This is a genomic window from Agrobacterium sp. ST15.13.015 (assembly GCF_027871645.1).
GTDB classification, from domain to species: Bacteria; Pseudomonadota; Alphaproteobacteria; order Rhizobiales; family Rhizobiaceae; genus Agrobacterium; species Agrobacterium leguminum.
Genome location: NZ_JAQAHF010000008.1, coordinates 1 through 19,592 on the forward strand (window position 1 = coordinate 1; position 19,592 = coordinate 19,592).

The 19,592-nt window shown below is 59.8% G+C and carries 13 protein-coding genes; 5 read left to right on the top strand and 8 right to left on the bottom strand.

Annotated elements, in window-relative coordinates:
• The first annotated feature begins 399 nt into the window (after positions 1–399).
• Positions 400–2,346, top strand: a complete 1,947-nt coding sequence (locus PIB16_RS13795; protein WP_020811299.1) for a M23 family metallopeptidase — start codon at positions 400–402, stop codon at positions 2,344–2,346.
• A gap of 106 nt (positions 2,347–2,452) precedes the next feature.
• Here the strand turns inward: PIB16_RS13795 and clpB are convergent, their stop codons facing one another.
• From clpB to PIB16_RS13825, 6 genes are all read right to left on the bottom strand, one after another.
• Positions 2,453–5,077 carry an ATP-dependent chaperone ClpB gene (clpB, locus tag PIB16_RS13800; protein ID WP_271045778.1) on the bottom strand — a complete coding sequence of 875 codons (2,625 nt, stop codon included), beginning with the start codon at positions 5,075–5,077 and terminating at the stop codon, positions 2,453–2,455.
• A 366-nt stretch (positions 5,078–5,443) separates the two neighbouring features.
• On the bottom strand, positions 5,444–6,223 hold the full coding sequence (locus tag PIB16_RS13805) for a DUF4167 domain-containing protein (protein ID WP_065657301.1): 780 nt from the start codon (positions 6,221–6,223) through the stop codon (positions 5,444–5,446).
• Between the two features lie 396 nt (positions 6,224–6,619).
• A complete protein-coding gene (gene prmC / locus PIB16_RS13810) occupies positions 6,620–7,489 on the bottom strand; it encodes a peptide chain release factor N(5)-glutamine methyltransferase (RefSeq protein ID WP_065657302.1) in 870 nt (289 codons plus the stop codon).
• The gene (gene prfA / locus PIB16_RS13815; protein ID WP_065657303.1) at positions 7,486–8,565 is read right to left on the bottom strand and encodes a peptide chain release factor 1; all 1,080 of its coding nucleotides are present in this window, start codon (positions 8,563–8,565) and stop codon (positions 7,486–7,488) included. The genes prmC and prfA overlap by 4 nt, the downstream gene beginning before the upstream one ends.
• Before the next feature lie 130 nt (positions 8,566–8,695).
• A complete protein-coding gene (ptsP, locus tag PIB16_RS13820) occupies positions 8,696–10,963 on the bottom strand; it encodes a phosphoenolpyruvate--protein phosphotransferase (RefSeq protein ID WP_065657304.1) in 2,268 nt (755 codons plus the stop codon).
• A gap of 174 nt (positions 10,964–11,137) precedes the next feature.
• On the bottom strand, positions 11,138–12,415 hold the full coding sequence (locus tag PIB16_RS13825; protein ID WP_003522538.1) for an aspartate kinase: 1,278 nt from the start codon (positions 12,413–12,415) through the stop codon (positions 11,138–11,140).
• Between the two features lie 390 nt (positions 12,416–12,805).
• On the opposite strand from PIB16_RS13825, the gene PIB16_RS13830 reads away from it, so the two are divergent.
• The gene (locus PIB16_RS13830; RefSeq protein ID WP_065657305.1) at positions 12,806–14,653 is read left to right on the top strand and encodes a DEAD/DEAH box helicase; all 1,848 of its coding nucleotides are present in this window, start codon (positions 12,806–12,808) and stop codon (positions 14,651–14,653) included.
• 298 nt (positions 14,654–14,951) lie between these two features.
• Here PIB16_RS13830 and PIB16_RS13835 read toward each other — a convergent pair whose 3' ends face one another.
• Together PIB16_RS13835 and nspC are read right to left on the bottom strand one after the other, a co-directional pair.
• A complete protein-coding gene (locus tag PIB16_RS13835; RefSeq protein ID WP_065657306.1) occupies positions 14,952–16,190 on the bottom strand; it encodes a saccharopine dehydrogenase family protein in 1,239 nt (412 codons plus the stop codon).
• Positions 16,191–16,250: 60 nt separating this feature from the next.
• Entirely contained in the window at positions 16,251–17,348 is a 1,098-nt protein-coding gene (gene nspC / locus PIB16_RS13840) for a carboxynorspermidine decarboxylase (RefSeq protein ID WP_065657307.1), read from the bottom strand.
• Positions 17,349–17,621: 273 nt separating this feature from the next.
• On the opposite strand from nspC, the gene PIB16_RS13845 reads away from it, so the two are divergent.
• The 3 genes from PIB16_RS13845 (at position 17,622) to galE (ending at position 19,579) form a co-directional block, all read left to right on the top strand.
• On the top strand, positions 17,622–17,966 hold the full coding sequence (locus tag PIB16_RS13845; RefSeq protein ID WP_003522534.1) for a DUF883 family protein: 345 nt from the start codon (positions 17,622–17,624) through the stop codon (positions 17,964–17,966).
• 10 nt (positions 17,967–17,976) lie between these two features.
• Positions 17,977–18,414 carry a hypothetical protein gene (locus PIB16_RS13850; protein ID WP_065657308.1) on the top strand — a complete coding sequence of 146 codons (438 nt, stop codon included), beginning with the start codon at positions 17,977–17,979 and terminating at the stop codon, positions 18,412–18,414.
• A gap of 181 nt (positions 18,415–18,595) precedes the next feature.
• Positions 18,596–19,579, top strand: a complete 984-nt coding sequence (gene galE, locus PIB16_RS13855) for a UDP-glucose 4-epimerase GalE (protein WP_104679835.1) — start codon at positions 18,596–18,598, stop codon at positions 19,577–19,579.
• Positions 19,580–19,592 lie beyond the last annotated feature (13 nt).

The following is a 19,592-nucleotide window of genomic DNA, read 5'->3' on the forward strand; positions in this document are numbered from 1 at the left end:
CCGCCCTCGTTCAGTGAGCGGACTTATAAATCCACCCAACCAAACAAGTCAACACAGCAATATCAAAAAAAATCAGAAATGTGATATCTAACTGATTGTAAAAGGGAATTTCGTTTTCATGAGCTTATCGGCATAAAAAGACGCAACCACACTCCTGGTTTTGCACAGGAGAACAGGCCGCCGGGCATCAAGGCAGGGCTCACGCCTTCTTTTAGCCCCCTTCCTCGCTAATTGCTTCGTCAACGAAGCGTTAATACGAGACATGCCTGCGCGTGTCCTTATATGGGCTGCTGCGACATATCCCGCTGGTGCGTCGACCGATTTGACTCCCAGCTTTGAAAGTTGCACACCTTCGCCTGAAGTTTCTGGAGAGCGCATGACCGACGGGGCACAGCTGGTATGACTGCGGATCGCAATGTGATCCGGTCGCTAGGCACGGAACCGCCAATTCTGGCGGAAGGGCGCCGTGCACCCGATCGTCGCGAAATTTCGCTCCGATGGCTTTCCGGCACGTTCCTCACCGGCATTACCTCTTCCATATTGATGGGCGTGGCGCTGTTTGCCGCTCTTGACGGTCGCCAGCAGCTTGCCATTCCCGCCGAAGCCTTCGCCAAGGCGGATATGGGCAACAATGCCACGGAAGCCGCCCGTCGCGGAACGCGCCTCGTCGCACCGAATATCGCGGCCCGGCCGTCCGACCGGTCGATCATGGAAGTCTCCACCGTCATCAATGAAGGCGACAAGGAAGTGGTCCGCAAGGTCCCCTTCTCTCACGTCAAGATTCCGCTGGCGTCAAATTACGCCAAGCAGGATGACTATCCCGCCTTCGATCCCCTGAATATTTTTGCCAGCAACGAAGACAAGGACGCATCGGCACCCGCGCCTAGCCGGACGGGAACGATCTATGGCTCCGAGGTTGAATCCGAAGTCAGCCTGAAGACTGTCGCCTTTCCCGTCCAGCATTCCAAATATGCCTTCGCCGGCTCATTGAGCTTCGACGAGGTCGAGGAGGCGGTGCGCTCGAACGGTTCGATCCTGACGGATGGCAACGAGCAGCTGGCCGCGCTCTATTATATCGACCCACGCCGTTTCGATAATGATGACGGCGATGTCGACATTACCGCGGGCCTTGCCGCCCGTGTCGTCGAACAGAACATGTCGGTCTCGACCCCGCAGTCAGCCTCGGTGCCTGTCAAGGAATATGCCGACGACGTGATCCCTGCCCGCCAGACCGAAACCATCGAGGCCGCCCTTTTCGGCGCCGGCTATTCGAAGGCGCAGTCCTCGGAAATCGCCGGGCTGCTATCGCCGCAAATCCAGTCGAACAATGTCGAAAGCGGCGATGTGCTGCGCGTCGGCATTATTCAGGAAGACGAGAAAAGCGATATCGTGCGCGTGAGCCTTTATCGCAAGGGCCGTCACATGGTCACCATGGCCATCGATGACAGCAAGCGTTTCATAAAGGCCAGCGAACCGCCGAAGCTCGATGCCGTGGCGACCGCCTTCGACAGCACCCCGGCACCTGCCGCCGGACGCGATCTGCCGAGCGTTTATGACGGGGTCTACCGTGCGGCTCTGGCTTACGGCATGAACCAAGGCATGGTTTCGCAGCTCATCAAGCTTCTGGCCAGCAGCGTCGATTTTCAGGCGCAGCTCAAGCCGGCAGATACGCTCGAAGCCTTCTTCTCCGTGGAAGACGCGGATGGCAAGGCGACGGACAAGTCGGAACTGCTCTACGTCAACGCCAAATTCGGCGACAACGAGACACGTTTTTACCGATTCCAGAACCCGGACGACAACAGCATCGATTATTTCGACGAGAACGGCAAAAGCATCCGGCAATTCCTGTTGCGCAACCCGGTTCCGAACGGCCGCATGACATCCGGTTTCGGCATGCGCCGCCATCCGGTTTTGAAATTCAGCCGCATGCATACCGGCACCGACTGGGCCGCCGCCCGCGGCACGCCGATCATCGCGACGGGCAACGGCACTGTCGAAAAGGCCGGATGGGCCTCCGGTTACGGCAACCAGACGCTGATCCGCCATGCCAATGGCTATGTCTCTTCCTATAACCACCAGAGCGCCATCGCCAAGGGTGTCACCGAAGGCGCAAAGGTCCGGCAGGGCCAGGTCATCGGTTATGTGGGATCGACCGGCCTTTCGACCGGCGCGCATCTGCATTACGAGCTGATCGTCAACGGCACCAAGGTGGACGCGATGAAAGTGCGCCTGCCGGGCGGCAAGTCGCTTTCCGGCGAGGCGCTGGCGCGTTTCTCCGACGAGAGAAAGCGCATCGACAATCTGCTGAATATTGACGAAAAGCCCAATCAGGTGGCGAGCCGCTGATCTGCGGAGAACCCCGAACGACAATCCCGGGCGCATGAAAAGGGCCCGGTCATGTGAAAAGGGTCCGATCATATAAAAAGGGCTCCGTTTCCGGAGCCCTTTCATTTTATGCGGCATCGGCCGTTTCAGCTTCGGCCTCACCCTTGGCGGGCTTGACCTTGAACAGCAGCCGGTCCGTGCCCGAGGTCACCTTGACCCGCGATCCATCCGGGACTTCGCCGCCGAGGATCATTTCGGCAAGCCTGTCCTGAACTGCCTTCTGGATCACCCGTTTCAGCGGACGCGCGCCGTAAGCCGGATCGTAACCCTTATTGGCAAGCCAGTTGCGGGCATCCTCATCCAGTTCGAGCGAAATCTTGCGATCGCCGAGCAGCGAGATGAGGCGCTTCAGCTGGATTTCGACAATTGCACCCATTTCGTCGCGCCGCAGGCGGTGAAAGAGGATGATATCGTCGATACGGTTGACGAATTCCGGCCGGAAATGCGACCGGACCCGCTCCATAACCAGATCGCGAACCGAATCCACATCGTCATTGTCGCCCATCTGCGTCATGAATTCCGAACCGAGGTTCGAGGTCATGATGATGATGGTGTTCTTGAAATCGACGGTGCGGCCCTGGCCATCCGTGAGGCGGCCATCATCCAGCACCTGCAAGAGGACGTTGAACACGTCCGGATGCGCTTTCTCGATCTCGTCGAACAGCACGACCTGATAGGGCCGGCGGCGAACCGCTTCCGTGAGCGCCCCGCCTTCTTCGTAACCGACATAGCCGGGAGGCGCACCGATCAGCCGGGCAACGGAGTGTTTCTCCATATATTCCGACATGTCGAGGCGAACCATCGCGGTTTCGTCGTCGAACAGGAAGCGGGCGAGCGACTTGGTCAGCTCGGTCTTGCCCACGCCCGTCGGGCCGAGGAAGATGAACGAACCGATCGGCCGGTTGGGATCCTGAAGGCCGGCGCGCGAACGGCGAACCGCCTTGGAAACCGCCTGAACGGCCTCGCCTTGCCCGACAACGGACTTGGCAAGCTCGTCTTCCATGCGCAGCAGCTTTTCGCGCTGGCCTTCCAGCATCTTGTCGACCGGAATGCCTGTCCAGCGGGAAACGACATGGGCGATATTGTCCGCCGTCACCACTTCCTGAACCATCGAGCCGACACCGCTGCTATCGCGGGCTTCCGCCGCAGCCAGTTCCTTTTCGAGACCCGGAATGATGCCATAGGTCAGCTCGCCGGCGCGCTGGAACTGGCCGTTGCGCTGGGCAATCGCCAATTCGTTGCGGGCTTCGTCCAGCCGCTTCTTGAGGTCTGCGGCATGGCCGAGCTTCTGCTTTTCCGCCTGCCAGCGGGCCGTCAGCGCATCCGCCTTTTCTTCCGTATCGGCCAACTCGTCCTCGAGCTTCTTGAGGCGGTCGGCGGACGACTGGTCCGTTTCCTGCTTCAGGGCTTCGCGCTCGATCTTGAGCTGAATGATGCGGCGATCCAGTTCGTCCAGTTCCTCCGGCTTGGAATCCACCTGCATGCGAAGCCGCGAAGCGGCTTCGTCCATCAGGTCGATTGCCTTGTCGGGCAGGAAGCGGTCGGTGATATAACGGTTGGAAAGCGTCGCAGCTGCAACCAGGGCCGAATCCGAGATGCGGACCTTGTGATGCTGTTCGTATTTTTCCTTCAGGCCGCGCAGGATCGAGATCGTGTCTTCCACGGTCGGCTCGTCCACAAGAACGGGCTGGAAACGGCGGGCAAGGGCCGGATCCTTTTCCACATGCTTGCGGTACTCATCGAGCGTGGTGGCGCCGACGCAGTGCAACTCGCCACGGGCAAGCGCGGGCTTCAGGAGATTGGACGCATCCATCGCGCCATCGGCCTTGCCGGCGCCGACCAGCGTGTGCATCTCATCGATGAACAAGATAATGCCGCCATTTTCGGCCTGCACCTCATTGAGCACAGCCTTCAGACGCTCTTCGAACTCACCGCGATATTTCGCACCGGCGATCAGCGCGCCCATATCGAGCGCCATCAGCTTCTTGTCCTTCAGGCTTTCCGGCACGTCGCCATTGACGATGCGCAACGCAAGGCCTTCGGCAATCGCCGTTTTACCGACGCCCGGTTCACCGATCAGCACGGGATTGTTCTTGGTGCGGCGCGAGAGCACCTGGATGGTGCGGCGGATTTCGTCGTCGCGACCGATCACCGGATCGAGCTTGCCTTCACGAGCCTCTTCCGTCAGGTCGCGCGCGAATTTCTTCAGCGCATCGAAGCCCTGTTCGGCATTGGCGCTATCGGCGGTGCGGCCCTTGCGGATATCGTTGATGACCTGATTGAGCGCCTGTGCCGTTGCGCCGGCCTTCTTCAGAGAAGCCGAGGTGGTGGCGGAGCTTTCAATCGCAAGCGCCTGCAGCAGACGCTCGACAGTGACGAAACTGTCGCCGGCCTTCTTGGCGAGATCTTCCGCGGTCGAGAACACTTTGGCGAGCGGCGCGGTGAGCGAAAGGCCGCCATTGCCGCCGGAAACCTTGGGCAACTTGGCAAGCGCCGCATCATTGGCAAGACGCGCTTCCTTGGCGTTGCCGCCGGCGCGCTCGATCAGCGATGCCGCCATGCCCTGCTCGTCATCGAGCAGAACTTTCAGAACGTGTTCGGGCGAAAACTGCTGATGGTTTTCGGCCAGCGCAAAGGTCTGTGCCGATTGCAGAAAACCGCGAACGCGTTCGGAGTATTTTTCAATATTCATAGTCGAACCTCCATTGACCGGCCCGCCCGCTTTCGGCACGGCTCCGGGTGTTAGGGTTGAGGCTCCCTCAAAAGGCAAGCCCCGCTACGACAGCCGTGTTTATAGGATTTCACGATCGCCGCCTCTTGATGGTCGGTTGCCGGCGAATGCGGCTTCCGTCCGTCCTGCACGAATATGGGAGGCATTTTCATCGGTTTAAAGGGAGAAAAACCCATCATCCGGGAAATTTTCACATGATTTGACAGGCATCAATTCGCCACATGAAACCACGCCGATTGCTGGCGGAATGTTCATAACCAACCGCCAAAAACAAAAAACTCCGGCAGGCCGGAGTTTTTCGATTGCAGAGTTGTTTGCAGAAGCTGCTTATTCGGCAGCGTTCTCAAGCGTGGCGGGTGCCGCCTCTTCACCGGCCGGCGCATCTTCGCCTTCGGCACCTTCCGCAGCGGCGGTGCGGCGCGGGCGGCGCTGGCGCGGTCCGGTTGCACGGCGCGTCTTCGGTGCGCGTTCGCCCGCCGGAGCTTCCGCCTGCTGCTGCTCTTCCTCGACGGCGACTTCCATGGGCGTGCCTTCGATGACGGGCTGCGGCGCCTGGCTGGCGTCGTATACCGGCGGCTGCTGTTCGGCGACGACCTGCGGCTGGCGCGGCTGACGCTCCTGCCGTTCGCGGCGGTCCGGGCGCTCACGACGCTGTTCGTTCCGCTCAGTACGCTCCTGACGTTCCGGCTGCTGCGCGCGCTCGGCCTGTTCGGCCTGCTGCTGCGGTGCAACGACGCCTTCATCGCCGTCGTTCACATCCATATCGTCGCCATCGGCAGCATTGTACTCGCCGCGGTCGTCGCGCTGGAAACGTTCCTGCATCTGGGCCTGAGCCGAAGCGATGATGCGGTTATAGTGTTCAGCGTGCTGCAGATAGTTCTCAGCGATCACGCGGTCGCCGGAACTCTGCGCATCGCGCGCCAGAGCCGCGTATTTTTCCGCTATGTGCTGGGCTGTGCCACGGATTTTAACATCGGGGCCGGAACTGTCATAAGTCCTGGTGAGCGGGTTGCCGCCCTTGCGGTTGAAGTTGTTGTTACCGCCACCATTGTTATTGTTGTTGTTTCCACGCCCCCGGCCGCGCTTGTTTTGCTGTCCTGGCCTCATCAATTGCTCACCTGAATTCTGTTTTGCTGACAATCTGGTTGTTTTCATGCAATTCCGGGCGGAAAACCGCTGGAAATTTTTCCTGAAATTGCTCCATCACGCGCCTTGCCGAAGATAACCCCAGGGCAAGACCTCGCGTATGACGACCGGCTGCGCAAATGCTGCACCGAGCCGCCTGCGAACAAAGTTTACTGATTCACATGCCGGAAACGCCCAGCCTTTCAGGGCTCTTTAAAGAACCCGCTTCGGGACTGACCCATACCCTGACGAATCTGTGTTCGTCCTCAGCCACCCGGCATGTGGCCGCAAACTATCCCGCTTCCTGCGGAAATCCAAGCCTTTTCTTTTGCTGTGCAAAATATCCTTGCAAAAAATCCGAAGACATATCGCGAACAACTATCTCCGGAAGGTCAAAACTCTGTCGTTACCGCCATAATCCTTCACGGCGTCCAGAAGAGAGAAGCCGTGGGAAGCAAATATAGCGGAAACATCAAGCCTTTGATCGAAACCGATCTCCACACCGACAATCCCGTTTTCCACAAGAAAGCGGCCTGCATCGGCAGCGATGAGGCGGTACGGTGCAAGGCCGTCCTGACCTCCATCCAGCGCCGCCATCGGGTCGTGGTTACGAACCTCCTGGTCAAGCGTTGCGACGATATCAGTCCTTATATAAGGCGGATTCGACACAATTATGTCAAAGCGGCCGGAGATTTTTTCAAACCAGTCGCTGCGTATGGCCTCGAAGCGCCCGCCGAGATCGTTTCGGGCCGCATTCCGGACCGCCGTTTCGAGCGCATCGGCGGAAATATCGCTGCCGATACCGGTTGCTTCGGGGCACTCCTTCAACAGCGCCAGACAGATCGCGCCGGTCCCGGTGCCCATATCCAGAATGCGGGCGTTGCCCTTGGCGGAAACGGCTTTTTTCAGCGCCGGCAACAGGGTATCGACAAGAACTTCCGTATCCGGCCGGGGCTCGAGCGTCTCCTTCGATAAAAGAAGGTCGAGGCCATGAAATTCCCGGTGGCCGAGAATACGGTGAACGGGCTCGCCATTCGCCCGCCTTTCGATCATGGCCGCGATACGGGCGCTTTCTTCCGGCATAACGGCACGATCAGGTTTCATCACGAAATCGGTCAATGAAAAACCGACAACCTCCGCAATCAAAAGCCGCGCATCGAGAAGCGGATCGGCGATCCCCGCCGCCTGCAATCTTTTGCGGGCTGCGGCAAGCGCACTCGCAACACTCGCTTCAGCGGCCGTGCTCAAAGCTGTTCGCCGAGCTGTGCAAGCTGCCCCGCCTGATAGTCTGCGATCAGCGCATCCACCAGCTCATCGATCTCGCCTTCGATCATCCGGTCCAGCTTGTAGAGCGTGAGGTTGATGCGGTGATCGGTAACGCGGCCCTGCGGGAAGTTATAGGTGCGGATGCGCTCGGAACGGTCGCCGGAACCTACCTGGCTCTTACGGTCGGCTGAACGTTCGCTCTCCACTTTCTGGCGCTCGATGTCGTAGAGACGCGAGCGCAGGACCTGCATGGCCTTGGCGCGGTTCTGATGCTGCGATTTCTCCGAGCTGGTAACGATCAGGCCCGTCGGCAGATGGGTGATGCGAACGGCGGAGTCGGTGGTGTTGACGTGCTGGCCGCCTGCACCCGAAGCACGCATCGTGTCGATACGAATGTCTTCCGGGCGGATTTCGATATCGATATCTTCCGCTTCCGGCAGGACCGCAACGGTGGCGGCAGACGTATGGATGCGGCCGCTCGCTTCCGTTTCCGGCACGCGCTGCACCCGGTGCACGCCGGATTCGAATTTCAGCTTGGAGAACACCCCTCGCCCGCTGATCGTCGCGATGATTTCCTTGTAACCGCCCGCTTCGCCCTCGCTTGCGGAAAGCACTTCCACCTTCCAGCCCTTGGTCGAGGCGAAGCGCTCATACATGCGGAACAGATCGCCGGCGAAAAGGGCTGCCTCGGAGCCGCCGGTGCCCGCCCGAATTTCGAGAATCGCGCTTTTTTCGTCCGCCGCATCCTTCGGCAGCAGCAGAACCTGCATGTCCTTTTCAAGCTCACCGATGCGGACCTCGACATCCGGCAGCTCCATTTCCGCCAGATCGCGCATATCCTTGTCGGTCGACTTGTCGGCCAGCAGCGCCTCCAGATCGGCGGCTTCGGAAACCGCCTTCTCGTAGTCGCGGATTTTCTTCACCACCGGCTCGAGTTCGGAATATTCCGAAGCCAGTTTCACATAGACATCCGCAGCAGGCCCGGCCGACATACGCGCTTCGATCTCACCGAAACGCCTTTCCAACTCGCGCATTTTTTCGACGGGAAGCTTCGCCACCAGTCACTCCAATAATGAAACAGGTCTTTTAGAGGGTTTTCGCTTTTCTTCGAAACGCGAAAACGCTTTAACCTTTTGCTCTAACGCATTTCCGGACGGAAAACCGGGATCCACTTTTCCTGGAAATGCTCTAAATGGGAATGGAATGCGTCGCGGCAAAGCGTAACAACACCTCGCGCGCGCTTTCCAGCGAATTATGGTCGTCCAGCGCCGCGTTCAGCTCTTCGGCGAGGCGCGCGGCATCGAGCCCGAGAAGCATGGCCTTGACCGGACCGATGGCCGTCGGCGACATGGAAACAGAACGGAAACCGAGGCCGATCAAAGCCATGGCCGAAAGCGGCTTGCCCGCCATTTCGCCGCACAGCGTGACCGAGGTGTGGTGCCTTTCGCCAGCGCGGACGATATCGCGCAGAATGCGCAGAAACGGCTTGCCGAGATTGTCGAAACGATCCGAAACACGCGCATTGCCGCGGTCTACCGCCATCGAGAACTGGAACAGGTCGTTCGAACCGACGGACACGAAATCCACCTCCTGCATCAGCTCATCGAGCTGCCACATCAGCGATGGCACTTCCAGCATGGCGCCGAATTGCAGCTTTTTCGGCAACGCATGGCTGAATTTCGAAAGATGCTGCACTTCCTTCTGCAAAAGGTCGCGAGCGGCGCGGATTTCCGACACTTCCGTCACCATCGGCAGCATCATGCGCAGTTCGGCACCCGAGGCGGCGCGCAGCAGCGCGCGCATCTGCGTTCGCATCAGGCCCGGCCGGTCCAGCGACAGGCGGATCGCCCGCCAGCCCAGCGCCGGATTTTCCTCTTCCTGGCCGCGCATATAAGAAACGACCTTGTCGCCGCCGATATCGAGCGTGCGGAAGGTGACGCTCTTACCCTTCGCCTGCCGCAGGACGGAGCGATAGAACGCCTCCTGCTCCTCGCCCTTCGGCATGTTGGAGGCGATCATGAATTGCAGCTCGGTGCGGAACAGGCCAATGCCGTCGGCGCCGGATTCGTCAAGCTGCGGCAGGTCCACCAGAAGGCCCGCATTCATCTTCAGATTGACCTTCTGGCCATCCTTGGTGATCGGCTCGACATTGCGCAGCGCGCGGAACTGCTCCTGCCGCCGGGCGCGCAGGCGCACCTTTTCTTCATAAGCACGCTGCAAATCCGACATCGGGCGCAGATGCACCTGGCCGTCATCGCCATCGATAATGATGGGATCGTTGTTTTCCGCCAGAGCGACGATACCGGTCGCCTGTCCGATGATCGGAATGCCCATGGCACGGGCCACAATGACGACATGGCTCGTCACCGCGCCATCTTCCAGCACCAGACCACGCAGTTTTTCACGCGGGTAATCCAGCAGTTCGGCAGCACCCATGGCGCGCGCCAAAACGATGGCGTCGAGCGGGAAATCCTGCTCCGGCCCACGACCGCCAAAACCGATCAACTGCCGCAGCAGCCGGTTGGCGAGATCGTCGAAATCATGCATGCGCTCGCGCAGATAGGGATCGGTCAGGCGCATCATGCGCGCCTTGGTGTCGCTCTGCACCTTCTCGACCGCCGCCTCCGCCGTCAGGCCGTTTCGGATCGCCTCTTCCATGCGCCGCACCCAGCCCTGGTCGTGAGCGAACATGCGGTAGGTTTCCAGAACCTCGCGGTGCTCACCCTCGGTCGGCACATCGCGACGCTGCAGCATGTCGTCGATGGACAGACGCAGCGAGCCGATGGCATCGGCAAGACGCCGGATTTCCGTATCGGCATCTTCATTGAGCAGGTTGGTGACGACGATACGCGGATCATGCAACACGACATGGCCAAGACCGATGCCTTCGCCATAGCCGTCGCCATCGATGGAAACGGCGCGCGTCAGGTCCAGCTCCACCCCGGGGCGGGTGATCTTCTTCAACTCGCCGCTCGCCACTATTTCGGCAATGAGCATCGCGGTTGTCTCAAGCGCTTCCACTTCATCCTCCCGGTATGTTCGGCTGGCCTTGTTCTGGACCACAAGAACGCCAAGAGTGCGACCGGAACGCAAAATCGGCACGCCGAGGAAGGAATGATAAATTTCCTCACCGGTTTCAGGAAGATAGCGGAAAGCGGGATGCGCCTGCGCATCGGAAAGATTGAGAGGTTGGGCGGAAGCGGCGATGGTGCCGACAAGACCCTGCCCCATTTTCAGCTGGGCGAGATGCACGGCATCCTTGTTCAGACCTTCGGTCGCGTAAAGCTCGAGCACGCTGTCGGAGCGCAGCACATAGACCGAGCAAACCTCCGCCACCATGTTGCTGGCAATCTGACGGACGATCTGGTCCAGACGGTCCTGCGGTTCAAGGTGCTCCGCCATCATTTCGCGCAGCCGCTTGAGCAGGACGCGCGGACCTGCGGAAAGGTCTCTCATCGCGTTTGCTCCCCGACACTTCCGATCCGAATGTCATAATATTCGGGAATCAAAAGGTCATTTAAAAATTTATAGCGCGAGAAGCGCGTCCCGCAAGGGACACGCTTTCATGAAACGCCACATCGGAAGAACGCAACTCCGAAGAATCGGAGCATCGGGAACCGATGTCTCGGCTTAGCTCTTATCGAGACCGTAGGCGGAATGCAAAGTGCGAACCGCAAGTTCGGCATAGGCGCCGTCGATCAGGATCGAAATCTTGATCTCGGAGGTGGTGATCGCCTTGATGTTGATGTTCTTCTCGGCAAGCGCCTTAAACGCGCTGGCGGCAACGCCGGCGTGGCTGCGCATGCCGATACCGATGACCGAAACCTTTGCGAGACCGGTCTCGTTCTGCGCGACGTCGAAGCCGATCTGGGCCTTGTTGTCTTCCAGAAGCTTGATCGCCTTGGCAACGTCGCCCGAAGGAACGGTGAAGGTCATGTCGGTGCGCGAACCGTCTTCAGAGATGTTCTGCACGATCATGTCGACGTTGATATGCGCTTCGGCAAGCGGCCCGAAGATCGCGGCGGAAACGCCCGGACGGTCGGCCACGCGGCGCAGCGAGATCTGTGCTTCATCCTTGGCATAGGCGATGCCGGTTACGACTTCCTGTTCCACGATTTCATCCTCGTCACAAATCAAAGTACCGGGCGGGTTGATGAGGTCGCCCATGCCCGGCGCATCGGGATCCTCGAAACTGGAGCGAACGAAGGTGCGCACCTTGTGTACCATGGCAAGCTCGACCGAGCGAACCTGCAGAACCTTCGCGCCGAGAGACGCCATTTCGAGCATTTCCTCGAAAGCGATCTTCTTCATGCGGCGAGCCTTGGGCTCGATGCGCGGATCGGTCGTATAAACGCCGTCGACATCGGTATAGATGTCGCAACGATCCGCCTTGACGGCAGCGGCAATCGCCACTGCGGACGTATCCGAACCGCCACGTCCGAGCGTCGCGATGCGGTTGTCCGGGCCGATGCCCTGGAAACCGGCGACAACGGCAACCTGGCCTTCACCCATGCGATGGATGATATCTGAACCGTCGATTTCAAGAATGCGGGCGGCGCCATGCGCATTGTCGGTGCGGATCGGGATCTGCCAGCCCTGCCAGGAGCGCGCATTGATGCCCATGGATTGCAGCGTGATCGCCAGAAGGCCTGACGTCACCTGCTCGCCGGATGCAACAACCGCGTCATATTCGCGCGCATCGAAAAAGGAGGCGGCATTGGCGCCGGCCACCTTCGCGGCGTTCTGCACCCAGTCCACCAGCTCATTGGTTTTGCCGGACATGGCGGAAACGACCACGGCCACTTCATGGCCGGCATCCACTTCGCGTTTCACATGCCGTGCGACATTGTGAATGCGTTCGAGGTTCGCGACGGACGTGCCGCCGAATTTCATGACAATGCGAGCCATAGCCTTGACCAGTACCATCCCATTTTCCCGCCGGCTCCTTCAGGAAGCGGACGGACAAGAACAAACCCAGTCGGCTCTTCCTGACAAAGAGCCTCAAGTTGCGGGTCTCTTAGCGAAAAGGCGGGGGGCACGCAATGCCGTTTATGAACCATGCGGTACGCCTTTTTCGCAGCGTCGCTCCGGAACAATGGCGGGATGAAAACGTCGGCGGGATAAAGCACCCGCAAAAGAGCGTACCGCAGTGCACTGTACAAACCGGCCCATTCGCAGTATGAGCGCGGCAATGCAACCGGCCAGATGGCCGAAATGGCCTGTATCGGCTGCCCCGGAGACTTTAGGACCTATTGGTTTCGGGCGGATGCGGGCGGCTTCATATCCGAAAGACGGTAGATGACAGACACCCAGGGTATCGCCCCGGCGATCGCGCAGGCGTTGGAAAAACGCGGCTATAAAGATTTGACCCCCGTGCAGCAGGCGATGCTTGCACCCGAACTGGCCGACAAGGATGCGCTGGTTTCCGCACAGACCGGCTCCGGCAAGACGGTTGCCTTCGGCATTGCACTGGCGCCGACGCTGCTGCCGGAGAGCGGCCGTTTCGGTCAGGCTTCCGCACCGCTGGCGCTCGCCATCGCGCCGACCCGCGAACTGGCCATGCAGGTCAAGCGCGAGCTGGAGTGGCTCTATGAATTCGCCGGTGTCTCGATTGCCTCCTGCGTCGGCGGCATGGATGTGCGCAACGAGCGCCGGGCGCTCGAACGCGGCGCTCACATCGTCGTCGGCACACCCGGACGTCTTTGCGACCACATCAAGCGCGGCGCGCTCGATCTGTCGTCCATCCGCGCCGTGGTGCTGGATGAAGCCGACGAGATGCTCGATCTCGGTTTCCGTGAAGATCTGGAATTCATTCTGGAAGAATCGCCGGAAACCCGGCGCACGCTGATGTTCTCGGCCACCGTTCCGCGCAGCATCGCCAAGCTTGCAGAAAGCTACCAGAAGAACGCCGTGCGCATCGCCACCGCTTCCGAACAGAAGCAGCATGTCGATATCGAATACCGCGCCATGCTGGTGACGCCGGCCGACCGCGAGAACGCCATCATCAATGCGCTGCGCTTTTATGAAGCCCGCAACGCCATCGTCTTCTGCTCCACCCGTGCGGCGGTGAACCATCTGACGGCGCGCCTGAACAATCGCGGCTTTGCCGTGGTGGCCCTTTCCGGCGAACTGACCCAGAACGAGCGCACCCATGCGCTGCAGGCCATGCGCGACGGCCGCGCACGCGTTTGTGTGGCGACCGACGTTGCCGCCCGCGGTATCGACCTGCCGGGTCTCGAACTCGTCATCCACGCCGACCTGCCGACCAATTCCGAAACGCTTCTGCATCGCTCCGGCCGCACCGGCCGCGCCGGTCAGAAGGGCGTCAGCGCCATCGTGGTGCCGATCAACCAGCGCCGCAAGGCAGAGCGCCTGCTGGAAGGCGCCAAGGTCAGCCCGGCATGGGTTCGCCCGCCTTCGGCTGAAGAGATCGTTGAGCGCGATGGCGCCCGGCTTCTGGCCGATCCATCGCTCACCGAGGCCGTGGCCGAGGACGAGCGCGATTTCGTCACCAGGCTGCTCGAACAGCATGGCGCGGAAAAGGTCGCCGCCGCTTTCGTGCGCCTTTACCACGCCGGACGTTCCGCGCCCGAAGACATCGCCGAAGTCTCGCTGGACAACAACCGCAAGCCGCGCCGCGACAGTTTCGAGACGGTCGAGAACAATGCGCCGCGCCGCGAACGCTCCGATTTCGCCGACAGCGCCTGGTTTTCGCTGTCCGTCGGCCGCAAGCAGAGCGCCGAACCGCGCTGGCTGATCCCCATGCTCTGCCGTTTCGGCAAGATCACCCGCCAGGATATCGGCGCGATCCGCATGCAGCAGACGGAGACCTTCGTGGAACTGGCGGCTGACGCCGTCGACCGTTTCACCTCCGCCATCGGCAAGGACATGACGCTCGAAAAGGGCATCCGTCTGAAGGCGCTGGAAGGCAAGCCGGAAATGACCGGCGGTTTCCGCGAAGACACACGCCCGGCCAAGGCGCAGCGGAAATTCAGCAAATCGGACAATGCAAGCGGCCCCCGCGATGACCGCAAGGGCGACGACAAGCCCTGGAAAAAGAAAAAGCCCTTCGGCGACAAGCCGAAATACGAGGGCAAGAAGGACAAGCCCTTCGAAAAGCGTGGGCCGAAGCCGACGAAGGGCTGAGGGCCACTCGTCACAAGCCTCAGCAATCTCGGCTCACGTTCATCTGGGACTTGAGACCGGCAGCAAGGTTTCGGCCGTCATGCCGGCCTTGAGCCGGCATCCAGCCACGGCGCGTCTGCGCCGTGAGAAGACTCTCCCGCGATCAAGGACTTGATCGCGCTGGACCCCGGACTAAATCCGGGGTGACGGTAAGGATGCTACGAATTCGCCAAACTATTCTGGTCGGCAGACGTCGCCACCAACAAAAAAGCCCCGCTTTCGCGGGGCTTTCTATTTAACGCAATCACAACACCATCACTCAGAACTCCAGCGCGCGGTCGCCGTTTTCGTCCTTGATGCGGTTCGGAAGGCCGATCTTGTTGAGAAGGTTCAGGAACGGCTTCGGCGGCAGTTCTTCCACATTGGCCATCTGCTTCACGTCCCATTCGCCGGTGGCGATGAGCATGGCGGCGGCGACCGGCGGAACGCCGGCGGTGTAGGAAATGCCCTGCGAGCCGACTTCTTCATAGGCTTCCTTGTGGTCGGCCACGTTGTAGATGAAGACTTCGCGCTCCTTGCCGTCCTTGATGCCCTTGACGATATCGCCGATGCAGGTCTTGCCGACGTAGTCGGGCGCCAGCGAAGACGGATCGGGCAGCACGGCCTTGACCACCTTGAGCGGCACGACTTCCAGGCCTTCGGCGGTCTTGACCGGCTTTTCGGACAGGAGGCCGAGGTTCTTCAGCACCGTGAAGACGTTGATATAGTGATCGCCAAAGCCCATCCAGAAGCGCACATCGGCACCGTCCATGTTCTTGGACAGCGAATGCACTTCGTCATGGCCGGTCATATAGGCCTTCTGCTTGCCGACGACCGGCAGGTCAAATTCCTGGCCGACTTCGAACATCTGGTTCGTCTGCCACTGGCCATTCTGCCAGGAGTAAACAACACCAGTGAATTCGCGGAAGTTGATCTCCGGGTCGAAGTTGGTGGAGAACCAGCGACCGTGGCTGCCGGCATTGATATCGACGATATCGACCGAGGTGACCTTGTCGAAATAGTCATCCTTGGCGAGACGCGCATAGGCGTTCACCACGCCCGGATCGAAGCCGACGCCGAGAATGGCGGTAATGCCCTTTTCCTTGCACTCTTCAGCGCGCTTCCACTCGTAGTTTCCGTACCACGGCGGCGTCTCGCAAATCTTGGTCGGATCCTCGTGGATCGCCGTATCCATATAGGCAACACCCGTGTCCATGCAGGCACGAAGAACGGACATGTTGACGAAAGCCGAACCGACGTTGATAACGATTTCAACACCGGTCTGTTTAATCAAGGCTTTCGTCGCCTCGATATCCATCGCGTCAAGCGCATGGGCCTCAAGTTTCACATCTGTCTTGAGGCTCTTCTTTTCGCGTACGGACTCGACAATCTTGCGGCACTTTCCCAAAGTCCGTGACGCAATATGAATGTCTCCCAATACATCGCTGTTCTGGGCGCATTTATGCGCCACGACCTGTGCTACGCCACCGGCGCCGATGATCAGAACGTTCTTCTTCATTTCAGGTGATGCCTCCTTTTCCCCGCAGGGATGAGCTTCGTTTCATGTTAAAAACAGGGTTTAAGACAGGCTTTGCTCGAAATCGGCAAAGTCGAATTCACGAACGGCGCGCACGGTGCCGTCCAGTTCCTTGATGGCGATGGTCGGCATCTTGACGCCGTTGAACCAGTTCTTCTTGACCATGGTGTAGCCGGCCGCGTCCTGGAAGGAGATACGGTCGCCGACCTTCAATTCCCTGTCGAAGCGGAAATCGCCGAAGATATCGCCTGCAAGGCAGGATTTGCCGCAGACCATGTAGGGGTGCTCGCCTTCGTTCGGTGAAACCTTGGCACTCTCACGATAGATCAGCAGATCGAGCATATGCGCTTCGATGGAGCTGTCGACGATGGCGAGGTTCTTGCCGTTGAACAGCGTGTCGAGAACCGTCACTTCCAGGGTCGTGCTTTTGGTGATCGAGGCTTCGCCCGGTTCCAGATAGACCTGCACGCCGTATTTTTCCGAGAAGGCGCGCAGACGGTCGCAGAACTGGTCGAGCGGATAATTGTCGCCGGTAAAGTGGATGCCGCCGCCGAGGCTGACCCACTCCGCACGCGACAGCAGCGATCCGAATTTCTCCTCGATCTGCGTCAACATGCGGTCGAACAGGGAAAAATCGCTGTTTTCGCAATTATTATGGATCATGAAGCCGGAGATACGGTCCATGACCTTGTCGACCTTGGCGACATCCCATTCGCCCAGCCGGCTGAAGGGGCGCGCAGGATCGGCAAGATCGAAGCTCGAGGAGCTGACCTGCGGGTTGAGGCGCAGACCGCGTGTGATGCCGGCAGCCTTGTCGGCGAAACGCTCGAGCTGACCGATGGAATTGAAGATGATCTTGTCCGCATTCGCAATCACCTCGTCGATTTCATAATCGGCATAGGCGACGGAATAGGCATGGGTCTCGCCGCCGAATTTCTCGCGGCCGAGGCGCACTTCATAAAGCGAGGACGAGGTGGTGCCGTCCATATATTGCGACATGAAATCGAACACCGACCATGTGGCGAAGCACTTCAGCGCCAAGAGCGCCTTGGCGCCGGATTTTTCCCGCACATAGGCAATCTTCTCCATGTTGCGAAGAAGTTTTGTCTTGTCGATCAGGTAATAGGGCGTCTGGAGCATGTCGTTTCACATATTGATTGAAGTCAAGGTACGTCTCGATGAGGGGCCTTATAGGATGCTTGTGACAGGAAAACAAATGTCAGGCACCGAATTCCTCGAAAATCGCCCCCGAGCCGAAGTGCCATCAAGAAAACCCGTCCCGTTGCGGAACCAAGCCGGCATCGGCGCGTTTGACTGACGGACAGGCGGGTGTTTCGGCCGCCGAAACGAAGCTTCACGGACGACGGTGACGTGTCGTCGTCCCATCAATGATGTTCAGGAAGGACCTCACCTATGGCAAGCGTGCGTAGCAGCGTCAGCGACAAGATCCAGCAATCCCTCGAAAACGGCGATGCGGCCGATGTGGCAGCGCAGCTCGCCCAGCTTCGCGAAGATCTGGCTAGTCTTGCCAAAAGCGTGAAGGCGCTTGGCGTCGGCGCTTCGCATGAGCTGAAGGCGCAGGCCGCCCGCGTGGCCGATGACGCCCTCACCGCATCCGGAGAAATGGCCGACAGCGTTCGCAATGAAATCTCCACGCTCAACGACAACCTCACCGACCACGTCCAGAAGAACCCGCTCCAGTCCCTCGGCATCGCCGTCGGCGTCGGTTTCGTGCTCGCCCTTCTGACGCGTCGATAAGGCCGCGCTCATGCTTGAGGCATTGCTGGTCTATCTGGGGGAGACCCAGCGCGAGGGGCGTGTCGTGACACGGCGATTGCGCGCGACCATAATCCTGTCGGTCCTGACAGGGATATTTTTTCTGATCGCCTTCATCGCCGCCGTGGTGGCGGGGTCAATCTATCTTGCCCGGCATGTGGGTGCAGGCCCAGCGGCGCTCGTCGTCGCCGGGACGGCGTTCCTGCTCGGCGTCATCATGCTGGTGGCGCTGGCGATCGTCAAACGTCCGAGGGTCTATGCAGCACGTCCCGCTGTCACTCCTTTGACGGCGGCGCCGCTTGCCGCAGCCCCGATTGCCCTGCAATCGCTGCTGACGCTGGCGATCCAGGCACGTCCCTATGCGACGCTCGCCGTGGCTGTCGCGGCCGGTTTCCTGGCCACAAGGGTCAATACGAAAAAGTCCAAGTAATTTCTTGGCGACACGACAAGGCAAACCGCGCGTCCAGACGATGGATGCGCGTTTTTTTTTATGTTACCCGCGAAGGATAGACTGGTTGATGGCGTTAACCGCCACGCCGCCCTTATTTGAACAAAGTGACATACAGTCTCGGGCAGTCTCGACGCGTCCGTAATTTTCTGAAAGGCAATTGATGAAGAAGAAAGTCCTTGTCGTCGGCGGTGCCGGCTATATCGGTTCGCACACCTGCCTTCTCCTGTCTGAGCGAGGATATGAACCGGTCGTTTTCGACAATCTGTCCAACGGGCATGAGGAATTCGTCCGCTGGGGACCATTCGAACAGGGCGATATTCGCGACCGGGCGCGGCTGGATGAGGTCTTCGCCAAACACCGGCCGGAAGCCGTTCTGCATTTCGCCGCGCTGATCGAAGTCGGCGAATCCGTCAAGCAGCCCGTGGCTTTCTACGACAACAATGTCATCGGCTCGCTCAACCTGCTCTCCGCCGCCATCGATGCCGGCGTCACGGCATTCGTTTTTTCGTCCACCTGCGCAACTTACGGGTTGCCGGAACAGGTGCCGATCGACGAGACGCACCGGCAGGCGCCGATCAACCCCTATGGCCGCACCAAATGGGTGGTGGAGCAGGCGCTGAAGGACTACAGCACCTATAAGGGGCTGCGCTCCGTGATGCTGCGCTACTTCAATGCCGCCGGCGCGGATTTCGAAGGCCGCATCGGCGAATGGCACAAGCCGGAAACCCACGCGATCCCGCTGGCCATCGAGGCCGCACTCGGCCGGCGTCAGGGCTTCAAGGTGTTCGGCACGGATTACGACACGCGCGACGGCACCTGCGTGCGCGACTATATCCACATTCTCGATCTCGCCGATGCGCATGTCCGGGCCGTGGATTATCTGCTGGCCGGCGGAGAGACCGTCGAACTCAACCTCGGCACCGGCACCGGCACCACGGTGAAAGAATTGCTGGCGGCGATTTCGGAGGTTTCCGGCCGCCCCTTCCCCGTCGAATATACCGGGCGGCGCGACGGCGATTCCACGACGCTGGTCGCCAATAACGACAAGGCGAAGGAGGTTCTCGGCTGGGAGCCGCGTTATTCCCTGTCGGACATCATCAAATCCGCCTGGGCATGGCATTCCTCCCGCAATGCCGGGGATTGAACAGCCGGCGAAC

What these genes read in the sequence shown, in the direction of transcription:
- galE (WP_104679835.1), top strand. Translation starts at nt 18,596, where the DNA reads ATGAAGAAGAAAGTCCTTGTCGTCGGCGGTGCCGGCTATATCGGTTCG.
- ptsP (WP_065657304.1), bottom strand. Translation starts at nt 10,963, where the DNA reads ATGAGAGACCTTTCCGCAGGTCCGCGCGTCCTGCTCAAGCGGCTGCGC.
- PIB16_RS13830 (WP_065657305.1), top strand. Translation starts at nt 12,806, where the DNA reads ATGACAGACACCCAGGGTATCGCCCCGGCGATCGCGCAGGCGTTGGAA.
- PIB16_RS13850 (WP_065657308.1), top strand. Translation starts at nt 17,977, where the DNA reads ATGCTTGAGGCATTGCTGGTCTATCTGGGGGAGACCCAGCGCGAGGGG.
- nspC (WP_065657307.1), bottom strand. Translation starts at nt 17,348, where the DNA reads ATGCTCCAGACGCCCTATTACCTGATCGACAAGACAAAACTTCTTCGC.
- clpB (WP_271045778.1), bottom strand. Translation starts at nt 5,077, where the DNA reads ATGAATATTGAAAAATACTCCGAACGCGTTCGCGGTTTTCTGCAATCG.
- PIB16_RS13795 (WP_020811299.1), top strand. Translation starts at nt 400, where the DNA reads ATGACTGCGGATCGCAATGTGATCCGGTCGCTAGGCACGGAACCGCCA.
- PIB16_RS13825 (WP_003522538.1), bottom strand. Translation starts at nt 12,415, where the DNA reads ATGGCTCGCATTGTCATGAAATTCGGCGGCACGTCCGTCGCGAACCTC.
- PIB16_RS13835 (WP_065657306.1), bottom strand. Translation starts at nt 16,190, where the DNA reads ATGAAGAAGAACGTTCTGATCATCGGCGCCGGTGGCGTAGCACAGGTC.
- PIB16_RS13805 (WP_065657301.1), bottom strand. Translation starts at nt 6,223, where the DNA reads ATGAGGCCAGGACAGCAAAACAAGCGCGGCCGGGGGCGTGGAAACAAC.
- PIB16_RS13845 (WP_003522534.1), top strand. Translation starts at nt 17,622, where the DNA reads ATGGCAAGCGTGCGTAGCAGCGTCAGCGACAAGATCCAGCAATCCCTC.